The sequence below is a fragment of the Emticicia sp. 21SJ11W-3 genome, assembly GCF_024138715.1.
GTDB classification, from domain to species: Bacteria; Bacteroidota; Bacteroidia; order Cytophagales; family Spirosomataceae; genus Emticicia; species Emticicia fluvialis.
Genome location: NZ_CP092074.1, coordinates 4,071,480 through 4,090,579, shown reverse-complemented (window position 1 = coordinate 4,090,579; position 19,100 = coordinate 4,071,480). Strand labels below are relative to the sequence as shown.

Below are 19,100 nucleotides of genomic sequence, written 5' to 3'. Positions count from 1 at the left end.
ACTATAATTAGTGCTTTAATGCAAATAAATATGGTAATTGTTTTACTTTAATAAGATTTCTGAATCTGGTTTCAGATTACAACAATTGGCGTATGTTATAGTATTCAAAATTTGCTCAAATATAAAACTGATAATAATGATAGCCAAATTTAATTTTGTACGGTATATTTGAATAATTAGTAAATATTTCCTAATTCGCTTATCTAAATTAACTTAACCACTATTCATGAAGGCATTAGTTTTGGGGGGAGGCTCGCTGAAAGGAGCATGGCAGGTAGGGGCCATTCAGGCAATTTTAGAAACCGGGTTTAAGCCTGAAATGATTTATGGCATTTCGGCGGGTGCACTTAATGCCAGTTTTATGGTAAATGAAGCCGGGCGGCAGCACGTTGAAACAGGTGAAATAAACTGGGACCTGGTCAATAAAAAACTGCTTAAATTCTGGCTTGAAAACATAACCCGCCCAAGCGATATCGGTATCCTGAAATCAAGATTCTCATTGGGCATTGATACCATCATGAGCCGCTTCAATGGCCTGATTGATACTAATCCGTTGCATGATAAACTCAAAAAATACCTTGATGCCAACCTGTTGCGTAAGAGTCCGGTTTATCTGAAAGTAGGCGCTGTAAATATTAATACCGGAGCCATGAAATACGCCGACCCCATGGAACAACATTTTCTGGACTACCTGCGGGCCAGTAGCTCTTTGCCGTTTATTATGCCGGCGATACAAATTGGCGGCGACCACCGCGAGGCATATATGGACGGGGGCCTAAGAGAGGTGGTACCCGTAAAAAAAGCCATTGAAGACGGCGCCACTGAAATTTATTGCATAGCTACGCACCCCAAGCATCGCCCGCTTGAGCATTTTAACTACCGCAATTTTCTGAGCCTTATAGAACGCGTAAAAGACATAACTGTGAACCAGTTTGAAAACAGTGATATTGAATGGGCCGAAAACTATGCCGAAAATTATATGACGATTGGTTCTTTTAAACTGGCCAGAAAAGTAAATCTGAATATTATCAGGCCTGACGAGCCGATTCATCTGGAATTGACGGATTTCAACTCAAACGATATCAGAGAGGTAATTAAACAAGGATATGAACACGCCTACAAAAAGTTGTTTGAACGTGTGAAGTAGCTGTTAATTAACCAAAAAAGAGGGTCTCAGATTTAATTCTGCAGACCCTCTTTTTAGGTTCAGAAAAGCGCTCTTTCTATTGTGCTACTTCCTGCAAGGTTACTTTGGCAACTGTCAGATCTTTCCGGATGTCGTAAAAAACAAAATATGCGGTTACCAATGTAGATAATATAAAATAAGAAGAAATGGCATAAACCGCCCAGGGTATCTGCGTACTGATACCAAACCAGTTGCCGGTGTAATAAATAATAAACAGACCAGCCAGGTTTTTAAGGATTTCGTACAGCAAGGCATAAGGGTTTCTGTCCATCAGCTCTGAATAGCTGAAAACAATCAGAAAAACGAAGCCACCATAAATAAAGATACCCGGGCTACCAATGGCAGACAGGTTAGCAAAGAAATAACTGATGAGCGCAAATGTGAAAATGAACTGCACCCAGATCCAGGTTTGCATCAGCAATGAAGACTTAGGCGCGTATTTTTCAAAATGATAAGGGTCTTCAATTTTAAAAACCGGATACTTTTCTGTTACGTCGGTGGGTCTCCAGCCGGTAGGCATAAACCATATTCGCAGTTTGTCGCGCCAGCTAGCGGTATGGTAAGCATCCTGCATCAGTAACCACAAATGCTGAAAATTAATCTTAATCGGGTTCCAGGTGCTTACCGGTCTTGTAATACCATAAACCGGGGGTATGTTGGGTAGCTCTTCCTGAAATGTGCCAAAGAGTTTGTCCCAGATAATGAATATCTGCGCATGGTTTTTATCCAGATACTCCGGATTAATGGCATGATGCACCCGGTGGTGCGACGGGGTAACTATGATTTTTTCAAGAAAGCCCAGTTTGCCAATATAGACAGTGTGATACCAGAACTGCGCAAATAAATGCAAGGGTGCCACAATGGCAATTACTTTGCTGTCAACCCCCAGCAATGCAGCAGGAAGCAGAAAAACGGTAAATAGATTAACGAACGAAGAAATACTTTGCCGTAACGCACATGCCAGGTTGAACTCTTCACTGCTATGATGGATGGCGTGTTTGTTCCAGAAGAAATTTATCTGGTGGCTCAGGCGGTGTATCCAGTAGCCAGAGAAGTCTAAGGCAATAAAAGCAATGATATAAACCCAGATAGTAGACTCAACTTTATAAATAGCCCAGTGTTTTACCATGTAGTCATAAGTGATAATAGAAACGCTTAGTCCTAATACATCTTTAATAATATTGGTAAAGCCCGAGCTCATGCTTGAGAGCATATCCATGGTTTTGAATGACTCTTTCCTGATAGCCCATCCATAGAGTTTTTCTAATAAAACCAATGCCAGAAAGACCGGCATGGCTATGTTAAGAATTTTGCCGTAGGTTTCCATTTAAATATGCCTGCATAATAATTTTAGATCAAAGATAGTAATATTCAGAGAAAAAATAAAGTTTTTTGCAGAAAAGCAGGTTCGGTACGTTGAATGCACATGACCTGGCGGCGAGTCTTGAATGATGGCTTATCTGCCAGAAGGTAGTCAAATTGCCGCCGGGTTACTTCTTTTTTCTTAGCGTGTAAACACTGCGTTGCTCGTTGGTAACAATAAAATCAGTATTGTTACTATATGCAATAGCCTCGGTCTGTTTACGGTCAAACTTAATACATCCTTTGGGTTTAGAGAAATCAATCTTTCCATTCGTAATCTCAAAAGTAAAGATTTTGCCATAGGTAAGCAGTGCAAATTCTTTACCATCAGGGCTTACATCAGCAGCGGTAACCTGCGTTTTTAAAAAAATACTGTCTATGGGGCTTACTGTATAATCGCCGGGTTTGTCTGGCATTACATACAGTTTCGATACATGTTTTTTTGATTTATCCTTAGAAAACAAATAGAGGTTGTTGTTAAACCAGAAAAAAGCCTCGCAATCAAACACCGTCTCCTTTGCCGGATAATCCGTCTGGTCTGCATACCGAAACGTTATTTTATCTGTCTGGCCATCTTTAAATCTGTAAATGCCCAGGTCTTTTCGTTTCTGGCTGTTATTGCCAAAATCGCCTATATAAATGTAGCCGTGGGTATCGTGGGTAAGGTCTTCCCAGTCAACATTTTTACTATTGCTGATTTTCAGGGTGTCAGATACATTTCCATTCGTATCTACAAGGTATAATTCTGGTTTTCCACCGCTGTCGTTGTGGGTCCAGTATAGCCCAGGTTTTGCAGAAGGTGTAAGCCCCGAACTCTCATTCACTACTCCCTTTAATTCTCCGGTTTTTGATATTTTGTAATGGGCTTTGGCTCTATTAAATCCACTTTTATGAATTTCAGGATAGCAATTGCAAAGCGCCACTTTCATTGAAAACAAAAACATATAAAATTTAAACAACATCGATATGCGGATTTTTTTAATTCATTGTAAATGTTTGAATATCGCAAACAAGTTAGCTATTTTTGGATTGTTTCAGAAAGTTTCCTAATTAATAGTATCCAATTTATTTCTAACCTCTCTGTATGAAGGTCCGTCAGCAGCCATTTTATACCCGTCTAGCGTATGTGCTTATTTCGGTGGTAATTATCATTTACGGTATGTACATCCTGAAAGATTTGCTCATACCGCTCACGTTTTCGGGGCTGTTTGCGCTGCTTTTATTGCCGGTATCGCAGTTTCTTGAAAAATACGGGGTGCCGCGCTGGCTGGCTATTTTTATGTCTATTCTGATTGCCCTTTCGTTTTTCTGCCTGTTTTGCTATATGATATACGTACAGATAATAGATTTGGAAGAGGTGCTGCCACAACTTACTGAAAAAGCCGAGAAATGGTACCGCAGTTTTCAGTTGTTGATTCGTGATACTTTTCATATCAGCCGAACCAAACAGCGGATAGAAGGACAGAAATACCTGACTGAACTGCTGAAAAACAATAGTTCTATCATTACCAATACGTTATCAACAACCACCGGGCTGTTAGGTAACCTGACCCTGATTCCGCTTTATATATTTTTATTGTTGCTCTATCGCGACTTCATCCGTGTGTTTTTTTATAAAGCATTAAAGCCGGTAAGTAACCACCGGGTAGACGTTGTCTTGAAAAAGGTGAAAGATGTAATTGTCAATTACGTGGTAGGTCTTATTATAGTAATTGGTATTATTGGCATACTAAACACCCTGGGTTTGTTTATTATGGGTATTGAGCACGCCTTTTTCTTTGGTTTTTTTGCAGCCATACTAGTGCTTATACCCTACATTGGCGTGGCCATTGGTTCTTTACTGCCCATAGTGTTTGCTTTAATTACCAAAGATTCGGCCTGGTATGCATTAGGGGTAGCGGCTTTGTTTGGAGGAGTGCAGTTTCTTGAGGGTAATTTTATTACACCTTATGTGGTGGGCTCAAAGGTGAGTGTCAATTCAATGGCGGCTATTATAGCGCTTATTGTTTTTGGCAACTTATGGGGGTTGTCTGGCCTTGTGCTGGCATTACCTATAACGGCCATCATAAAAGTGATATTCGATTCTATAGAAAGCCTGCGTCCTTACGGATTTCTGATTGGCGATGCCGACCATAATGATGTAAAGAAATGGCGTGTAGAAAGATAAAACCCGGTATTGGTGCCATTGCCAGCACAATTCAATACCGGGTTATGTTTAATCTGGTTGATAGATGGGTAGGTAAAGTTGTATCAAATTTCGGCTCCGGCAAGTTTTCGTTGTAATGGTAAATCGGTTCGTTTTACAAAAGTAATAGGCACAAACGCTTCTGTGGGGGCGCCAATGTAATAGAGCGTCCAGTCCTGGTCGTACCTAGCCAGCATGTTTCTGATGCACTCAGCGCGGTCAATTATCGGAAACTCGCACTCGTCCCAATAAAATAGCTCTACTCTGTAATGCAATTCTTGTTTTAAACCATTGATGGTTACTTCGATTTCGATATCCTGCTTACCCGGAAGCGACGGAATCGGTACAGCTATATGTGCCATTGTTTCATTTGGTTTAGAGCAGAAGACAACGGAGCAGGGGGGTAAAGGCAAAGGGCATAAGGTGAAAAACCCTTTGCCCCATGCTACATGCCATTTGCTTGTTTCTATTCAGATTTAAGAGATTTCATCGGATTCATCAAAGCTGCTTTGATTGACTGATAGCTGACAGTCAGCAAAGCAATTGCCACGGCTACTAAACCCGCCACCAAAAAGAACCACCACTGGATTTCAATACGATAGGCGTATTTTTGCAACCAGTTTTTCATCAGATACCACGCCAGCGGGAACGCAATCAAAGCGGCAATAAACACTAATTTCAGAAAATCTTTAGACAGCATAGCTGTAATACTAAATACACTTGCGCCCAGTACTTTTCTTACGCCAATTTCTTTAGTGCGTTGTTCGGCGGTAAACATGGCCAGACCAAATAAACCCAGACAAGAGATAAAAATGGCCAGAAATGCAAAGTAATTAGCCAGCTTGCTTACCACGTTTTCGCCTTTATACTGGTCGGCAAACTCCTGGTCAGTAAAATAATACTGAAACGGAAAGCGCGGATTAAATTTCTTGTAGGCTTTTTCCATACTTGCCAGGGCTTCGCGGGTTTTTCCTGCCTCTGCCCGCACAATTATCTGACCCCAGTTTTCTTTCCCTCTCTGAAAATTAAGAATCAGTGGTGGAATACTCTCATGCAGCGAATTGATATGAAAACTTTTTACCAAACCAATAATAGTGCCTTTTTTGCCCCACATGGTCATTTCTTTACCAACCGGGTCTTTCATGTCCATTTTTTTTGCTGCCTCTTCATTAATAATATAATTGGAGGTATCTGTGCTGAAAGACGGTGAGAAATCGCGCCCGTCTTTTAATTTTATGCCCATCGTTGCCAGATAATCAAAAGAAACCGGATTCTGTGAGAACAGGATTGTCTTGGTGGTATCTTTACCGGGCCAAGTCACCCCCTGCGTTGAGCTTCCAACCTGCAGTGGGTCCGCCTGCGAGCTGGTAACAGATTTAATGCCCTGCATATTGAGTAACTCCTGCTTGAAGGCCGTAAAATTGGCACGGAGGTCTCCTTCAATAGGCGAAAAAATCAGATTTTCTTTGTCGAAGCCCAGGTTTTTGGTTTGGATAAACTGGATTTGTCGGTACACCACCATCATGCCTACAATAAGCATGATAGAAAGTGAAAACTGAAATACAACCAGTCCTTTTCTGAAAAACGTAGCGCTGGGTTTAAATTTCAGGCTGCCTTTCAGAACCACTACAGGTTTGAGCGATGACATAAACAAAGCCGGGTAACTACCAGCTACTAAACCCGTAATGATGGTAAGGCCCAGCAGAATAAGCAGGAAAAGCGGGTCGGTAAAATTAAGGCTCAGGTGTTTGTCGGTAAGCGTGTTAAACGCCGGCAGTATCAGAAATACCAGTAAAATGGCGAAAATCAAGCTTAAAAATGCGATAATTAGCGATTCTCCCAGAAACTGGCCTATCAGAGAGTATCTTAATGCGCCTACTACTTTGCGTACGCCTACCTCTTTAGCCCGTTTTACCGAACGCGCCGTGGCCAGGTTCATGAAATTGATGCAGGCAATTACCAGAATAAAAACAGCTATAATGCTGAACATCTTAACGTAGTCTATACGGCCGCCATCTTGTACACCTGCTTTGTAATTAGAGTACAGATAAACGTCTTCATAAGGTTGCAGAAACAACTCAACGTTACTGTCTTTATTTTTGGTTTTGATATAGCCCTTTATTTTGGCCTGAACCTTTTTGATATCGGCGTTTTTGTTGAGCATTACGTAACATCTTGGCCCGTTATTACTCCATTCTTTGGCCCATTCGTTGGTTTTAAGCCAACGGTCATAGCTCATCAGAAAGTCGAACTTGAGAGAAGACTGTTCTGTAATTTGCTTAAGTACACCTGTTACCATTACGTCATCACGGTTATCAACCCGGATGATTTTGCCCATAGGGTCCTGATTAGGGAAGTACTTATCTGCAATTCTTTTAGAAATAACCACCCCGTCGGGGCGTTTCAGTGCTGTGCGGGCATCTCCTGTTGCCAGTTCAAAACTGAACATATTCAGGAAATCGCCGTTTACATACCGGCCTTTTTCTTTTTCAAAGATATCGCCTACCGTAAAAAGTGGAGATTCTTCCCAGAGAATCTGGCTGGCCATTTCAATCTCAGGAATGTCTTTGGTAATATGCTGAGACAAAATGCCCGGAGTGGAAGGGTAGGTAACTACTTCTCCGGCGTAAAACTGGTTTTCCATAACCCGGTAAAGCCTGCTACCGTTTTTATGGAACTTGTCTTTTTGTAATTCATCCTGCAACCATAGCATAATAAGCAGGCTGCAGGTCATACCTAAAGCCAGACCCATAATGTTGAGCAGGCTGAATGTTTTGTTTTTCCATAAATTGCGCCAGGCAACTTTCAAGTAATTTCTTATCATAATTTTGTATTAAGGAACAGGTCTTTGAATAAAGCATCTGCAAACCCTATACCAATAAATATAAATGGTTGATATATAGTATTTTATGTTTTTTTTGCCTGTGGTTAACTGTCCGAAAACGGACAGTTCTTTGTTCATATATGGACAAACCTGCTTTGCTGCCTTTCAGCCGCAACTACAGCTGCATTTTTAGAAGCGTTAAGGTGTTAAACAGGGTTGATGTTTTGTATATTTGCATAGATAAAATCTATTTACGTTGAATATACAACAATTGGAATACATAGTGGCGGTTGATAAGCACCGTCATTTTATGAAAGCGGCCGAGGCGTGCTTTGTAACACAGGCTACCCTTAGCATGATGGTGAAAAAACTGGAAGAAGAACTGGAGGTAATTATATTCGACCGCAGCAAGCAACCCGTGGTACCCACCGATACCGGCAAAAAGATTATAGCCCAGGCGCAGGTAATATTAAGAGAAACCGGAATCTTGAAAGAAGTAGCCAGAGCAGTAAAAAAAGAAGTACAGGGCCAACTGAGAATTGGTATAATTCCTACCCTGGCGCCTTATCTGCTACCGCTGTTTTTATACGACCTCCTAAAAAAATATCCGCAGGTAAAGGTTCGTATCAGTGAGCTTAACACCGGGCAGATAATTGAACAACTAAGCAATGACCAGATAGATGTGGGGATTCTGGCCACACCCATTAATGCAGAGGGTATAAAGGAATATCCGTTGTTTTATGAAAAACTGGTGGCTTTTGTGTCGGATAGTGAAGAAACGCTGAACAAAAAGTATATAATACCTGAGGATATTGATGTGAATCGCCTTTGGCTGCTGGAAGAGGGGCATTGTTTACGCTCACAAATGATGAACCTGTGCGAGCTGCGCAAGAAGAATACCGACCTGGGGAATCTGGAATATGAGGCCGGCAGTATTGAGTCTTTGTTGAAAATTGTAGAAATCAACAAAGGCATAACGGTAATACCCGAACTGGCCATCATCAATTTTGACGACAAAAAGAAAAGCCAGATACGGGAGTTTATGTCGCCCGTGCCTGTGCGCGAGATTAGCCTGGTTACCTACCGCCACTTTATAAAAACCCGGTTGCTGGAAGTACTGCAACAGGAAATAAAAGAGGCAGTAAATAAGGTATTGCCCGAAAACCCGGACGGCCAATTTGTGGTTGAAATTTAATCCATAAATTCCCAGGCGCTTTGGTAGGTGTTCAGTTGCTCGGTATAGGCAATGAAATCGGCATAGAACGGAAACGAAGCCAGCGTGGCGCTGTCGCCTACAATTACCAGTTTTTTTCGGGCGCGTGTCATGGCTACGTTCATCCGGCGGATGTCTGATAAGAACCCGATACTGCCTTCAGCATTGCTTCGGGTCATGCTGATGTACACAATGTCGCGTTCCTGCCCCTGAAAACTGTCTATGGTATTAACCGAAATCTTAGCCCGGTAATCCTGTAAATCGGGGCTGCTTTCTAACTGTGCCTGCAATAGATTAATCTGCTCTTTATAGGGCGATATAACTGCAACAGAAGGGAACTTCTCTGGTGTATAGCCTTGGTTTTTTAACTCTGCCACAAGTGCATGCAGGTGTTTGAACACAAACACGGCCTCGTCGGGATTGGTGGTACTCGTGCCTTCCAGTTTTTCATCAAAGCTACACCCCGCCGTATCTATAAAAACAACTGGAAAATCATTTTTAAACAATAAATGATTTGCCACAGTGCTATTGGCTTTCAGACGGTTTTCATAAAATACTTTCGACGAAAAACCCATAATCTGTTCATTCATACGGTATTGTTCTTCCAGCAGCACCACAGCCTCCGGATGCAGGCTGACGAGTTTTTCGAGCAGGGTAGTGGCCAACCCGCCTCTGGCTGCCTCATTTGATTTGATAGTCGGTGGAAGCTGAAGATGGTCGCCGGCCAGAATTACTTTTTGTGCTTTAAGAATGGGTATCCAGCAGGCAGGTTCAAGGGCTTGTCCGGCTTCGTCAATCACCACGGTATGGTACTTCAGATTTTTAACCGTGTAATTGTTTGCCCCTACTAAGGTGGCCGTAATTACCTGAGCCCTGGCAACAATGTCGTCAATCATGTACTGCTCTGAATTACCCACTTCTTTCATTATCTTATGGGCTTCGTCAAACAGTAGTTTACGCTGGTCACGCTCGGCTTTTCCGAAATTACGTTTATACTTATGCGCCATGTTTTTGTATTCCTGCGCTTGTTTTTTTAGCTTTTTTGCCTCTTTCATCAGGCTGTGTTCTGCCATTTTGCTGTCGAGCGTCAAGGCCATCAGTCTCTCGGTTACCCGGGCCGGGTTACCCACACGCAGCACATTCAGGCCTTCCAGGTGCAGTTTCTCGCTTAGTAAATCTACTGCAGTGTTGCTGGGTGCTACTACCAGAATGGGCTTATGGTCTTTTTGCCATAAGGCCTTAATGGCCTGCACCAGGGTAGTAGTTTTACCTGTGCCGGGTGGACCATGCACAATGGCCAGTTCGTTGGCTTGCCATATTTTTTCAACTGCCGATTGTTGCGATTCATTCAGATTTCCACCCAAAAAAACAGGTTTTTCAGTCTGAAAAGTAGGCGGTTTTTCTCCAATCAGTATATCTATCAGCTTGCCCTCTTGTTTTTCGCTGATGGCAGATGCCTGTTTCAGTGCCTCCTGCATTTCGTCATAACTGTTGTCATCAAACAGCACATCAATGCCCAACTTACCATCCCGGCTCCAGTCGGGCAGTTCATCAGTTCGGAGCGTTATCTTAAGCCTGTTATTGTGCTGAAAAGCAATTGTACCTTCAACCTTGTCATTTTTGGCATCGTAGTTACTGAAAAGCACGGCCGGCATGCCGGTTCTTAGTTGGTGGGCAATGTCCTGATGGGTGGTTCGCTCAACTTCAACGGTCAGGTAATCTCCCCGGCTCATTTCCATGCCTCTGATAGCAATTGGATACCAGCATAGCCCTTTAGCTCTACGGTCGGCAGCAGAGCTTTGTTCGGTTTGTTTTATGTATTGATTGTGGTCTTCTTCCCGCTCAATCCGGAGTAAGTCCAGTAGTTTTCTGAAATAATTCATGCAGCAAAGGTAGCACTAAAAATGCGGTTTTGGGTTATCTACTGTTTGCAGGCCGTAATCCGGACAAAAAGACCCCAAGAAAAGCAAAAAGCGGCTGTCTGATACACCAGACAACCGCTTTCAGATACAATGGTCGTAAACTTACACCCTCTCCAGTTTAACAGGATACGTTTTTTTAGAACTCCACTGCGGTACGTAAATGTTGTCGTCAGAGTCCATGTAAGCATCATGCGGGTGCATAAAAACATTAAACGGGTCTTGTTTAAACTGGGGTTCCAGCTTACCGTTGGTATAGATAGGTTCACTACCACCCGGCGTTGAAACCACTTTGTCGTTTTTATCTAAAATTGTTATGTATCCGGAGTTAACGTTGCCCTCTGTGGTTGACCGGAAAGCAGCACCGAAAAGGGTATCTCCTTTAATCACCGGCCGGCAAATGAATGTGCCCGGTAGGGCAATGGTTGATATATATTTGCCATCAAGGGTATAGCGTTTCCAGCAGTTTTCTACCCGTGATGTTACCAGTAAGGTGGGTTTCTGTTTGTTGCGGGTGTCAACAATCACCCCGTGGTTACATTTAAACTCATCTTTACCGCCCCAATGGCGTATCAGTTTCCCTTTGGCGTCATATTGCATTACGTAATTGAGGCCGTAGCCGTCAACAACGTAAATATCTCCGTTGGCATGATTTACCGCTGTTTCAGTTGGTTTAAACTGTGTGGGGTATTCATAGACGCCGGTTTCTTTCGGATAATCTATTTTAAATAGTACTTTACCGCTCAGGTCGGTTTTTATTACCTGGTGGCGGTCAGTATCGCAAATGAGCAAAAACTGGTCGGTGCCTTGGCCGCCTATGGTCAGCCCATGCCCACCCGGATAGGAGTTTCCCCAGGTGTCCAGCAACTTACCCGATTTGTCGTAAATCAATACGTTGTTTCTGGTTTCATTGGTTAAAAGTATAAGACGCCCTTTGGCGTCTTCCACCATTTCGTGGCAGTCGTTAACCGGATTCTGCGCTGCATCCAGCACACCCCAACCTTTCCGGATACGGTATTTATGGGTATTATGGCCAATGATAATTTCATCATTTTTGCCGTAAGTAAGGCCCGGTAATAAAGTTGCAGCAGTTGCCAGTCCGCCAAGCTTGAAAAAATCGCGTCGGTTCAGGTAATGATTCATGATAGGAGGTTGAATATATCAGTACTTTTGCGACTCAAGTTAATATAAATATTTTATTATCTGCGTTTTGCAGATTTTTTTGTCGTGCTTTTTCTTTTATCCGGTGAGTGTTTTTTTCTTGCCGATGTAGCCGGTTTGCTTTTTTTCATGACTGGGAATCTGACTTTCTTTTCATGGAAAGCCCCCTGAAACGTCGGGTCTTCTTTCTTGCGTTGGTCGTCAATTTCTCTGAGATAATTCTGGCGTTCATCAAAAGGCGTGGCAGGAGTTTCTACCTCTTCAGGTATCTGCATGCGCGGAATCTCCATGCGGATTATCTTCTCAATTTTTTTGATGTGATAATCTTCCGGAGATGTCAGGAAGGTTATAGCTTCACCAACATGATTGGCACGCCCGGTTCTGCCGATACGATGTACGTAGTCTTCATAAATAATGGGTACATCGAAATTAATAACATGTGATACCTGCAGAATGTCGATTCCTCTTGCTGCCACGTCTGTGGCCACCAAAACACTTACACTGCCCTCACGGAACGCATCCATAGAGTTAATACGGGTGTTTTGGCCCTTATTGGCATGTATGACACGTATTTTATTGAATGGCACAATCTTTTGCACCATTGAATTATAAACGTGGTCGGCCACTTCTTTTGAACGCGTAAAAATGATAGCTTTTTGTACTTCTTCTGTTTCAAAGATATATTTAAGCAGATTCAGCTTGGTTTGTGCATTGGGTACCTCATACATACGCTGTTTTACTGTTTCTGCTGTAGTGGCCTGCGGGGTAACCTCTACCCGTAGCGGAAACTCAAGAAATTCTTCTGAAAGTTTCTCAACTTTATCAGCAAAAGTGGCCGAAAACAAAAGATTCTGTCTTTTTCGCGGAATCACCTCCAGAATTTTGCGTATCTGTGGCATAAATCCCATGTCCATCATCTTATCGGCTTCGTCAAGCACCATTACTTTTATTTCTTTTACGCCTATTTCTTCGCGAAGGTACAAATCCATGAATCTGCCCGGTGTGGCTACAATTATATCTATGCCTTTCTTGATGGTCTCAATCTGTGTTTTGGGGCCTAGCCCACCATAAATGGCGGTGTGGCGTAAATCGGTATATTTGGCCAGTTCTGCCACTGCCTTATCTATCTGTATTACCAGTTCGCGGGTGGGTGCAAAAATAATGCAGCGGGGCATGTGGCCCTGAGCGTATTTTATTTTCATTAGCACTGGCAAAAGATAAGCAGCTGTTTTGCCGGTGCCCGTCTGAGCAATACCCAGTACATCATGCCCTTTCATTATCAGCGGTATGGCCTTTTCCTGTATAGGTGTGGGCGTGGTATATCCGCTGTCTTCAATGGCATTCAGCAACTGACGGTTCAGCTCAAATTTTTCAAAAGAATTTTCCATGTATTTCTGTTCAATCAAGCCAAAATTTAAGGCTTAACTCCTGATTATTAACTGCAAAAGTACATAATAAAAAAATCTTAGACTAATTAATACTGTTTTCCAACCTTTTACCGAAATGCAAGTCAGGGTTTTTAAATACCATTTATTTATGCAAAAAGTAACCATAGCTTTAATATTTCTGCTGGCTTTTATTGCCAACGCTTGCGGGGAGAAAAATGAACCTTCGCCTGACGACAAGATTTCTAATATGGCAGTTTTGGCCAGAAACGTAAACGATGATGTTTTACTTACCATAACTGCTTATACATTTAAAAGCCTGAGTGGCCCGGTACCTACTAGCTTTGATGCCGCCGAGGTCTGGCTTTCAGAAGGCTCTTCGGGGCTTAGCAATATGCAATTGCTGAAAACCACCAGCGAGGAGACACTAAAACTGGAAAACTTAAAGCCAGACCAGACCTATTATGTTTCAGTAAAAGGTATAAAAAAAGGTGTGAAAACTGATTTTGCAAGGCAGATAATGTTTACCACCAATACACTGAAGCCTAAGGATACAATATTGGAGTTGCCCAAAAGTTTGTATATGAATAGTTCTGCCACCAGCCCGTATCTTGCCTATACAGATATAAATACAGGAGAGACTGTTTTACAGAATTGGGTAGATAAACAGAAGCAGGTGATTTTTAAGAATACGTCTGCCAAGATTTATCTGGTAAAAGGTTTTAATGGGCGGGGGACTCAATTGTTTCTGGAAACCACCCGAAATAAAGAGCGCGCTTTTGATTTCTATGATATAGCAGCAAAGAAGTTTGTAGAAATAAATTTACCCACTGGGGCAAGAATTTGGAACTATGACTTTTCGCCGGATGGCACGCAGCTGGCATATACCGACTATGATAAAACCGGATTGTATATTTATAATCTGGTTACCAAAGAAAACAAGCAGTTTTCTGCAGATAGTTTTTATTCTTTCAAGTGGTCTAACGATGGAAGTAGCATTATTCAGTTAAGAAACAAACTGAACTCAGGCGGTGCATTGAAAGAATTAGTGAAGCTTTCTGTCAGTAAGGAAGGGCAAATACAAGCAAAACAGATTTTTGAATGGGCTTATAACCTTGAATGGGTAATATTTTCGCCTAAAGACGAATACATGCTATTTGCGAGTGATGCCGCCAATAATCCGGATTTATGGGTATATAACCTCAACACACATAAAACATGGCAGATATCTGACGTAGCTAATTTCGGGTGGTTGTCTGACAAAGAGTTTTTTGTCAATACCACCAAGCAGGCAGGAGAAACAAGCTGGAAGACTTTACGGTATACCTTGCCTTAAATTTGTTTGCAAATAAAAAAGCGAGACATACATCCATTGTAAGCCTCGCTTTTTTATTTCAGTTGTAAACTATTTCCCTGCTCTTTTCAACAAATCTTCTCGTTTTAATGTAATCAGGTGTCCAACTGCTGATTTATTCTTGTAAGTAACAATTCTTAAGGTTACCTGTGCATCAGCGATTTCAATCGGCTGAGTGTATTTTTTAGAGAAATTATCCGGCATGGTGTCGTCAGTAGTGTAATAGATATCAATTTCCGGCATTTCAGAGGCCAGCTCAACCATTAACTTGCCATCTTTAATGCTTGTATTTATAATAGCATCATAAACGGCTTTCGAATACCCCATTTCTGCCACATCCGCTCTGTCAAAATGGGCTTCCATGCGTTTTGTAAAGTTGGCCCAGTCTTTACTTCCTTTTGCCGACCAGTAGATATCAGACAACGCCCAGGCTCTCGGGTAGGTCATATATTCAGCATAACGGATCGTCGGAATCTGCTCTGTCCATAAATTACCTTGCCCGCCTAAAATGTATTTGGCATCAACTTCGTCTGGCACAGGCTCAAAACTATAGGTTTTGCTCAGGCGTAACGAAGCGTAGATGGGAGGGTCAATGCTGGCATCGCCCTGGATGTAATCAAGGTATGCAAAGGTAGTGGGGGTCATAACCACATTATGTTTCATTTTGGCGGCCTCAATACCACCTTTTACACCACGCCAGCTCATAACGGTAGCCGTTGGCGATATACCACCTTCCAGAATTTCATCCCAACCCAATAGCTGTTTGCCTCGGGCGTTCAGTATTTTTTCTACCCGTTTCATAAAGTAGCCTTGTAATTCTTCTACGTGGGTCATACCCATTTTTTTCATAAGCGCCTGGCAACCGGGGTCTTTTTCCCAGAAACCCTTGTAACATTCGTCGCCACCTACATGAATGTATTTGTTAGGAAACAAGGCGGCCATTTCGGTAAACACTTTATCCAGAAAATCATATACTTTTTCGTCTGAAGGGTTCAATGTGTTGTCTATAAACATTCTGAACTTGCCATCGCCATACCATTCGGCAAAGTTGGTGCCCGGGTTTACCTTTGTTTTAGGGTCTTTAGAACACGAAAGCTCAGGATAAGCCGCTAATGCAGCCATGCTATGGCCGGGTACGTCTACCTCGGGCAAAATGGTTACGCCACGGTCTGCCGCATATTTAATAATCTCTCGGATGTCATCCTGTGTATAAAAGCCCCCATAAGTGGCAGGTTCGCCGTCTTGCGGGTCTTTTCTGTCGCCAAATCTTCCGGCTCTTTCCACGCGCCATGCGCCTACTTCAGTTAGTTTTGGTAAAGATTTTATCTCAATTCTCCAGCCGTTATCATCGGTCAGGTGCCAGTGCAGGGTATTGAATTTGTAACGAACCATATCATCAATATAGCGTTTTACATCTTCTTTCGGAAAGAAGTGACGGCTTACGTCAAGCATTAACCCGCGCCATCCGAAACGCGGATAATCGGTGATTTTTACGCCCGGTACTGTCCAGCTTACGTTTTTAACCACTGTTTTACTTTCAATCTCTTTAGGTAGCAATTGTAATAAAGACTGCAGGCCGTAAAACAAACCGGCAGGCTTGTTGGCCGCAATTTTTACACCTGCGCTACTGGCATGTAGTGTATAGCCTTCGTCACCGATTTTGTTATTTGGGGTAGTGTTAATACTAAACTGAATGGCCCCGGTCTTTTTTATGACGGGCGCAAAACCTGCCGCATTTTTTAGTTTGGCAGCCAGCATGGCAGCAATTTTACGGCTTTCTTCATCGCTGGCGCCTATGGTTGTGGCCGCTTTAATTTTAAATACCCCGGCTAGACTTTCAATTTCAACAGGCTTAGGAATAATATTTTGTGCAAAAGCATTACAGGTAAGTATGCTTAGCAGAAGCAGAACAATATTTCTTTTCATAAGAAAATTTAGGTTTTGAGTCGAAACAGGCCCCAAAGTAATCAAAAAAAGGCAGGGCAAACAAATATTTCTGTATGCAGGTAATTTGTGGGGTTACAATAGCCCTGCACAGACTTTTGCAGGCACATAAGGCAATATAACAATTATTTAACCAGATATGCAGGGGTATGTAACAATTATCACCAATTGGCGGCCGGGTAAAATCTAGTTTTGCAATCGTTATTAAAATGTATTGCAAAATGAATATTACAGAAATCTTAGGATTTGCTTCTTCAGTGTTAATTGGCATAAGCCTGGGCCTGATAGGTGGTGGCGGGAGCATTCTTACCCTGCCGGTTCTGGTTTATCTGCTGCATGTAAACCCTGTGTTGTCAACGGCGTATTCTCTTTTTGTAGTGGGTACTACGTCATTAGTCGGGTCGGCCAATTACATGAAGCAAAAGTTGGTTAATTATCAGGCCGCTTTGGTTTTTGCTGTGCCTTCATTCATTACTGTTTTTCTTACCCGCAAATATCTGGTGCCTGCCATACCAGACCCTATTCTGGCAGTTGGTGGTTTTGAACTCTCAAAAAATTTAGGGGTAATGCTGTTTTTCGCCATTATTATGCTGGCGGCTGCTTATTCTATGATCAAAAATAAAAAACAGCAGGCAGATGCGGAAGACGGGGCAATCAGATTTAATTATTTTATGATTGCGTTGGAAGGCGCAGTAGTAGGAACCCTGACAGGTGTGGTGGGCGCCGGAGGTGGTTTTTTGATTATTCCGGCACTGGTATTGTTTGCCCACCTGCCCATGAAGTCGGCGGTAGGTACTTCATTGCTTATCATCGCGGCGAAATCATTGATTGGTTTTCTGGGCGACCTGTCTAATCTGGATGTAGACTGGCCATTTCTGCTCGAATTTACGGCCTTGTCTGTAGTAGGCATTTTTGCAGGCACGTATCTTTCAAAGTTTATTGCAGGCGAAAAACTAAAGAAAGGCTTTGGCTGGTTTGTGCTTCTGATGGGTACCTACATACTATTAAAAGAGCTGGTGTTAAAATAACAGCCTTGCGTAATATAAGTCACAGACATGAAAAGGTATGAATAATAAATTTGTAACAAAATTAAACTAATCTAAAGATGTTTTTTCAACATATATACGACAAATCGCTGGCGCAGGGAAGTTATTTTATTGGCTGCCAGAAAGCCGGTGTGGCAATGGTTATTGACCCCAAAAGAGATGTAGATACCTACCTTGAAATAGCCCGGCAGAACAATATGCAAATTACACATATTGCTGAAACGCATATTCATGCCGATTTCCTTTCAGGTGCCAGAGAACTGGCTGCCATTACCGGTGCCGGTATGTACCTGTCAGATGAAGGCGGCCCCGACTGGCAATATGCTTTTGACCACATAGCGCTGAAAGACGGTAGTCTTATTAAGGTAGGAAATCTGAAATTTGAGGTGCTGCATACACCGGGGCACACGCCAGAAAGCATCAGTTTTCTTCTGACAGATACGCCAGCCTCCAGTGCGCCCGTTATGCTGTTTACCGGAGATTTTGTTTTTGTCGGCGATATTGGCAGACCAGACTTACTGGAAAAAGCCGCTGGATTAAAAGGTACTATGGATGCAGGTGCCAGACAAATGTATCAGTCTTTGCAGAAGTTTGAGCAACTGCCTGATTACGTGCAGGTTTGGCCAGGGCATGGGGCTGGTTCGGCCTGTGGTAAGGCTTTGGGCGCTGTAGCCAGCACCACAGTAGGCTATGAGAAGATAAGAAACTGGGCTTTTCAATACCCGGAAGACCCCGAAGGTTTTTCGGAGAATCTGTTGGCTGACCAGCCTGAACCTCCTAAGTACTTTGCCATGATGAAAATGCTTAACAAGACAGACAGACCCTTGTTAACAACGGTACCCGAACAGACAAAGTTAACCGCCGAGCAGGTGCTGGAAGGGTTGGCTGCAGGAATAAAGCTGATTGATACCCGCAATAAGGCTGATTTTGCAGCCGGGTACGTACCCGGGAGCCTGAATGTTCAGGGTAATAACTCTTTTGCTACCTGGATGGGCTGGTTTTTGAATTATCAGGAGCCATTTATGCTGGTGGCTGAAGATAAGCAGATTGAAGACCTTACCCGCAAACTAATGCGCATAGGCCTTGATAACGTGCTGGGGTATATTAATGATGTAAATAACCTGGGTATTGAACTTGAAGTAAGCCATGTGCTGACTATTGATGAATTCAGGAATATGGCCAGCACTGATGACATTCAACTCATTGATTTAAGAGGTGCATCTGAATATAAAACCGGACACATACCTGGCGCCGAAAATGTATTTATTGGCACACTTCCGCAAAATCTTGATAAGCTGAATAAAGACAAAGAGGTTGTGATTTACTGCCAGGGAGGCGACAGAGCCGCCATTGGATATTCTATACTGAAAAAAAACGAATTTGAGCGCATTAGCAATTACTCGGGTGGTATGAACGAGTGGGTAAAAACAGGTAATACAGTGGCAATAGAAGAAACTATTGTTAACCTGGTTTAATTCGGTGTTTTCTACGGCAGGATCTTTAAAGGGAGTGAACAGAACC

14 protein-coding genes are annotated in these 19,100 nt (G+C 42.6%); 6 read left to right on the top strand and 8 right to left on the bottom strand.

The features are described from left to right. The first annotated feature begins 226 nt into the window (after positions 1-226). On the top strand, positions 227-1,147 hold the full coding sequence (locus MB380_RS17365) for a patatin-like phospholipase family protein (RefSeq protein WP_253528924.1): 921 nt from the start codon (positions 227-229) through the stop codon (positions 1,145-1,147). Between the two features lie 76 nt (positions 1,148-1,223). Here MB380_RS17365 and MB380_RS17360 read toward each other — a convergent pair whose 3' ends face one another. Continuing rightward, entirely contained in the window at positions 1,224-2,513 is a 1,290-nt protein-coding gene (locus tag MB380_RS17360) for a sterol desaturase family protein (RefSeq protein WP_253528921.1), read from the bottom strand. A 163-nt stretch (positions 2,514-2,676) separates the two neighbouring features. Beyond that, positions 2,677-3,492, bottom strand: coding sequence for a hypothetical protein (locus tag MB380_RS17355; protein ID WP_253528918.1), 816 nt, complete (start codon positions 3,490-3,492; stop codon positions 2,677-2,679). Between the two features lie 140 nt (positions 3,493-3,632). Here MB380_RS17355 and MB380_RS17350 point away from each other — a divergent pair, with 140 nt between their 5' ends. Further along, a complete protein-coding gene (locus tag MB380_RS17350) occupies positions 3,633-4,715 on the top strand; it encodes an AI-2E family transporter (protein ID WP_253528908.1) in 1,083 nt (360 codons plus the stop codon). An 83-nt stretch (positions 4,716-4,798) separates the two neighbouring features. Here MB380_RS17350 and MB380_RS17345 read toward each other — a convergent pair whose 3' ends face one another. Both MB380_RS17345 and MB380_RS17340 read right to left on the bottom strand, forming a co-directional pair. Then, positions 4,799-5,095, bottom strand: a complete 297-nt coding sequence (locus tag MB380_RS17345) for a hypothetical protein (RefSeq protein ID WP_253528906.1) — start codon at positions 5,093-5,095, stop codon at positions 4,799-4,801. Between the two features lie 104 nt (positions 5,096-5,199). Beyond that, complete coding sequence (locus MB380_RS17340; protein ID WP_253528904.1) at positions 5,200-7,557, bottom strand: ABC transporter permease; 2,358 nt, start codon at positions 7,555-7,557, stop codon at positions 5,200-5,202. 256 nt (positions 7,558-7,813) lie between these two features. Here MB380_RS17340 and MB380_RS17335 point away from each other — a divergent pair, with 256 nt between their 5' ends. After that, a complete protein-coding gene (locus tag MB380_RS17335; RefSeq protein WP_253528901.1) occupies positions 7,814-8,752 on the top strand; it encodes a LysR substrate-binding domain-containing protein in 939 nt (312 codons plus the stop codon). Here MB380_RS17335 and MB380_RS17330 read toward each other — a convergent pair. The 3 genes from MB380_RS17330 to MB380_RS17320 form a co-directional block, all read right to left on the bottom strand. Beyond that, positions 8,749-10,653 carry an AAA domain-containing protein gene (locus MB380_RS17330; RefSeq protein ID WP_253528898.1) on the bottom strand — a complete coding sequence of 635 codons (1,905 nt, stop codon included), beginning with the start codon at positions 10,651-10,653 and terminating at the stop codon, positions 8,749-8,751. The genes MB380_RS17335 and MB380_RS17330 overlap by 4 nt on opposite strands. Before the next feature lie 141 nt (positions 10,654-10,794). Then, on the bottom strand, positions 10,795-11,832 hold the full coding sequence (locus MB380_RS17325) for a twin-arginine translocation signal domain-containing protein (protein ID WP_253528895.1): 1,038 nt from the start codon (positions 11,830-11,832) through the stop codon (positions 10,795-10,797). A 56-nt stretch (positions 11,833-11,888) separates the two neighbouring features. After that, on the bottom strand, positions 11,889-13,238 hold the full coding sequence (locus MB380_RS17320) for a DEAD/DEAH box helicase (RefSeq protein WP_253528885.1): 1,350 nt from the start codon (positions 13,236-13,238) through the stop codon (positions 11,889-11,891). A 148-nt stretch (positions 13,239-13,386) separates the two neighbouring features. Between MB380_RS17320 and MB380_RS17315 the strand changes: the two genes are divergently transcribed. Further along, positions 13,387-14,571, top strand: coding sequence for a hypothetical protein (locus MB380_RS17315; RefSeq protein ID WP_253528884.1), 1,185 nt, complete (start codon positions 13,387-13,389; stop codon positions 14,569-14,571). 69 nt (positions 14,572-14,640) lie between these two features. Here MB380_RS17315 and MB380_RS17310 read toward each other — a convergent pair whose 3' ends face one another. Beyond that, on the bottom strand, positions 14,641-16,515 hold the full coding sequence (locus MB380_RS17310; RefSeq protein WP_253528866.1) for a beta-N-acetylhexosaminidase: 1,875 nt from the start codon (positions 16,513-16,515) through the stop codon (positions 14,641-14,643). 239 nt (positions 16,516-16,754) lie between these two features. On the opposite strand from MB380_RS17310, the gene MB380_RS17305 reads away from it, so the two are divergent. Both MB380_RS17305 and MB380_RS17300 read left to right on the top strand, forming a co-directional pair. Beyond that, a complete protein-coding gene (locus MB380_RS17305) occupies positions 16,755-17,561 on the top strand; it encodes a sulfite exporter TauE/SafE family protein (protein WP_253528863.1) in 807 nt (268 codons plus the stop codon). A gap of 77 nt (positions 17,562-17,638) precedes the next feature. Then, positions 17,639-19,054 carry a rhodanese-like domain-containing protein gene (locus MB380_RS17300; protein ID WP_253528860.1) on the top strand — a complete coding sequence of 472 codons (1,416 nt, stop codon included), beginning with the start codon at positions 17,639-17,641 and terminating at the stop codon, positions 19,052-19,054. Positions 19,055-19,100 lie beyond the last annotated feature (46 nt).

Excerpts from the sequence above, each read along its gene's own strand:
- MB380_RS17365 (WP_253528924.1), top strand. The coding sequence starts at position 227 with ATGAAGGCATTAGTTTTGGGGGGAGGCTCGCTGAAAGGAGCATGGCAG.
- MB380_RS17360 (WP_253528921.1), bottom strand. The coding sequence starts at position 2,513 with ATGGAAACCTACGGCAAAATTCTTAACATAGCCATGCCGGTCTTTCTG.
- MB380_RS17355 (WP_253528918.1), bottom strand. The coding sequence starts at position 3,492 with ATGTTTTTGTTTTCAATGAAAGTGGCGCTTTGCAATTGCTATCCTGAA.
- MB380_RS17350 (WP_253528908.1), top strand. The coding sequence starts at position 3,633 with ATGAAGGTCCGTCAGCAGCCATTTTATACCCGTCTAGCGTATGTGCTT.
- MB380_RS17345 (WP_253528906.1), bottom strand. The coding sequence starts at position 5,095 with ATGGCACATATAGCTGTACCGATTCCGTCGCTTCCGGGTAAGCAGGAT.
- MB380_RS17340 (WP_253528904.1), bottom strand. The coding sequence starts at position 7,557 with ATGATAAGAAATTACTTGAAAGTTGCCTGGCGCAATTTATGGAAAAAC.
- MB380_RS17330 (WP_253528898.1), bottom strand. The coding sequence starts at position 10,653 with ATGAATTATTTCAGAAAACTACTGGACTTACTCCGGATTGAGCGGGAA.
- MB380_RS17325 (WP_253528895.1), bottom strand. The coding sequence starts at position 11,832 with ATGAATCATTACCTGAACCGACGCGATTTTTTCAAGCTTGGCGGACTG.
- MB380_RS17320 (WP_253528885.1), bottom strand. The coding sequence starts at position 13,238 with ATGGAAAATTCTTTTGAAAAATTTGAGCTGAACCGTCAGTTGCTGAAT.
- MB380_RS17315 (WP_253528884.1), top strand. The coding sequence starts at position 13,387 with ATGCAAAAAGTAACCATAGCTTTAATATTTCTGCTGGCTTTTATTGCC.
- MB380_RS17310 (WP_253528866.1), bottom strand. The coding sequence starts at position 16,515 with ATGAAAAGAAATATTGTTCTGCTTCTGCTAAGCATACTTACCTGTAAT.
- MB380_RS17305 (WP_253528863.1), top strand. The coding sequence starts at position 16,755 with ATGAATATTACAGAAATCTTAGGATTTGCTTCTTCAGTGTTAATTGGC.
- MB380_RS17300 (WP_253528860.1), top strand. The coding sequence starts at position 17,639 with ATGTTTTTTCAACATATATACGACAAATCGCTGGCGCAGGGAAGTTAT.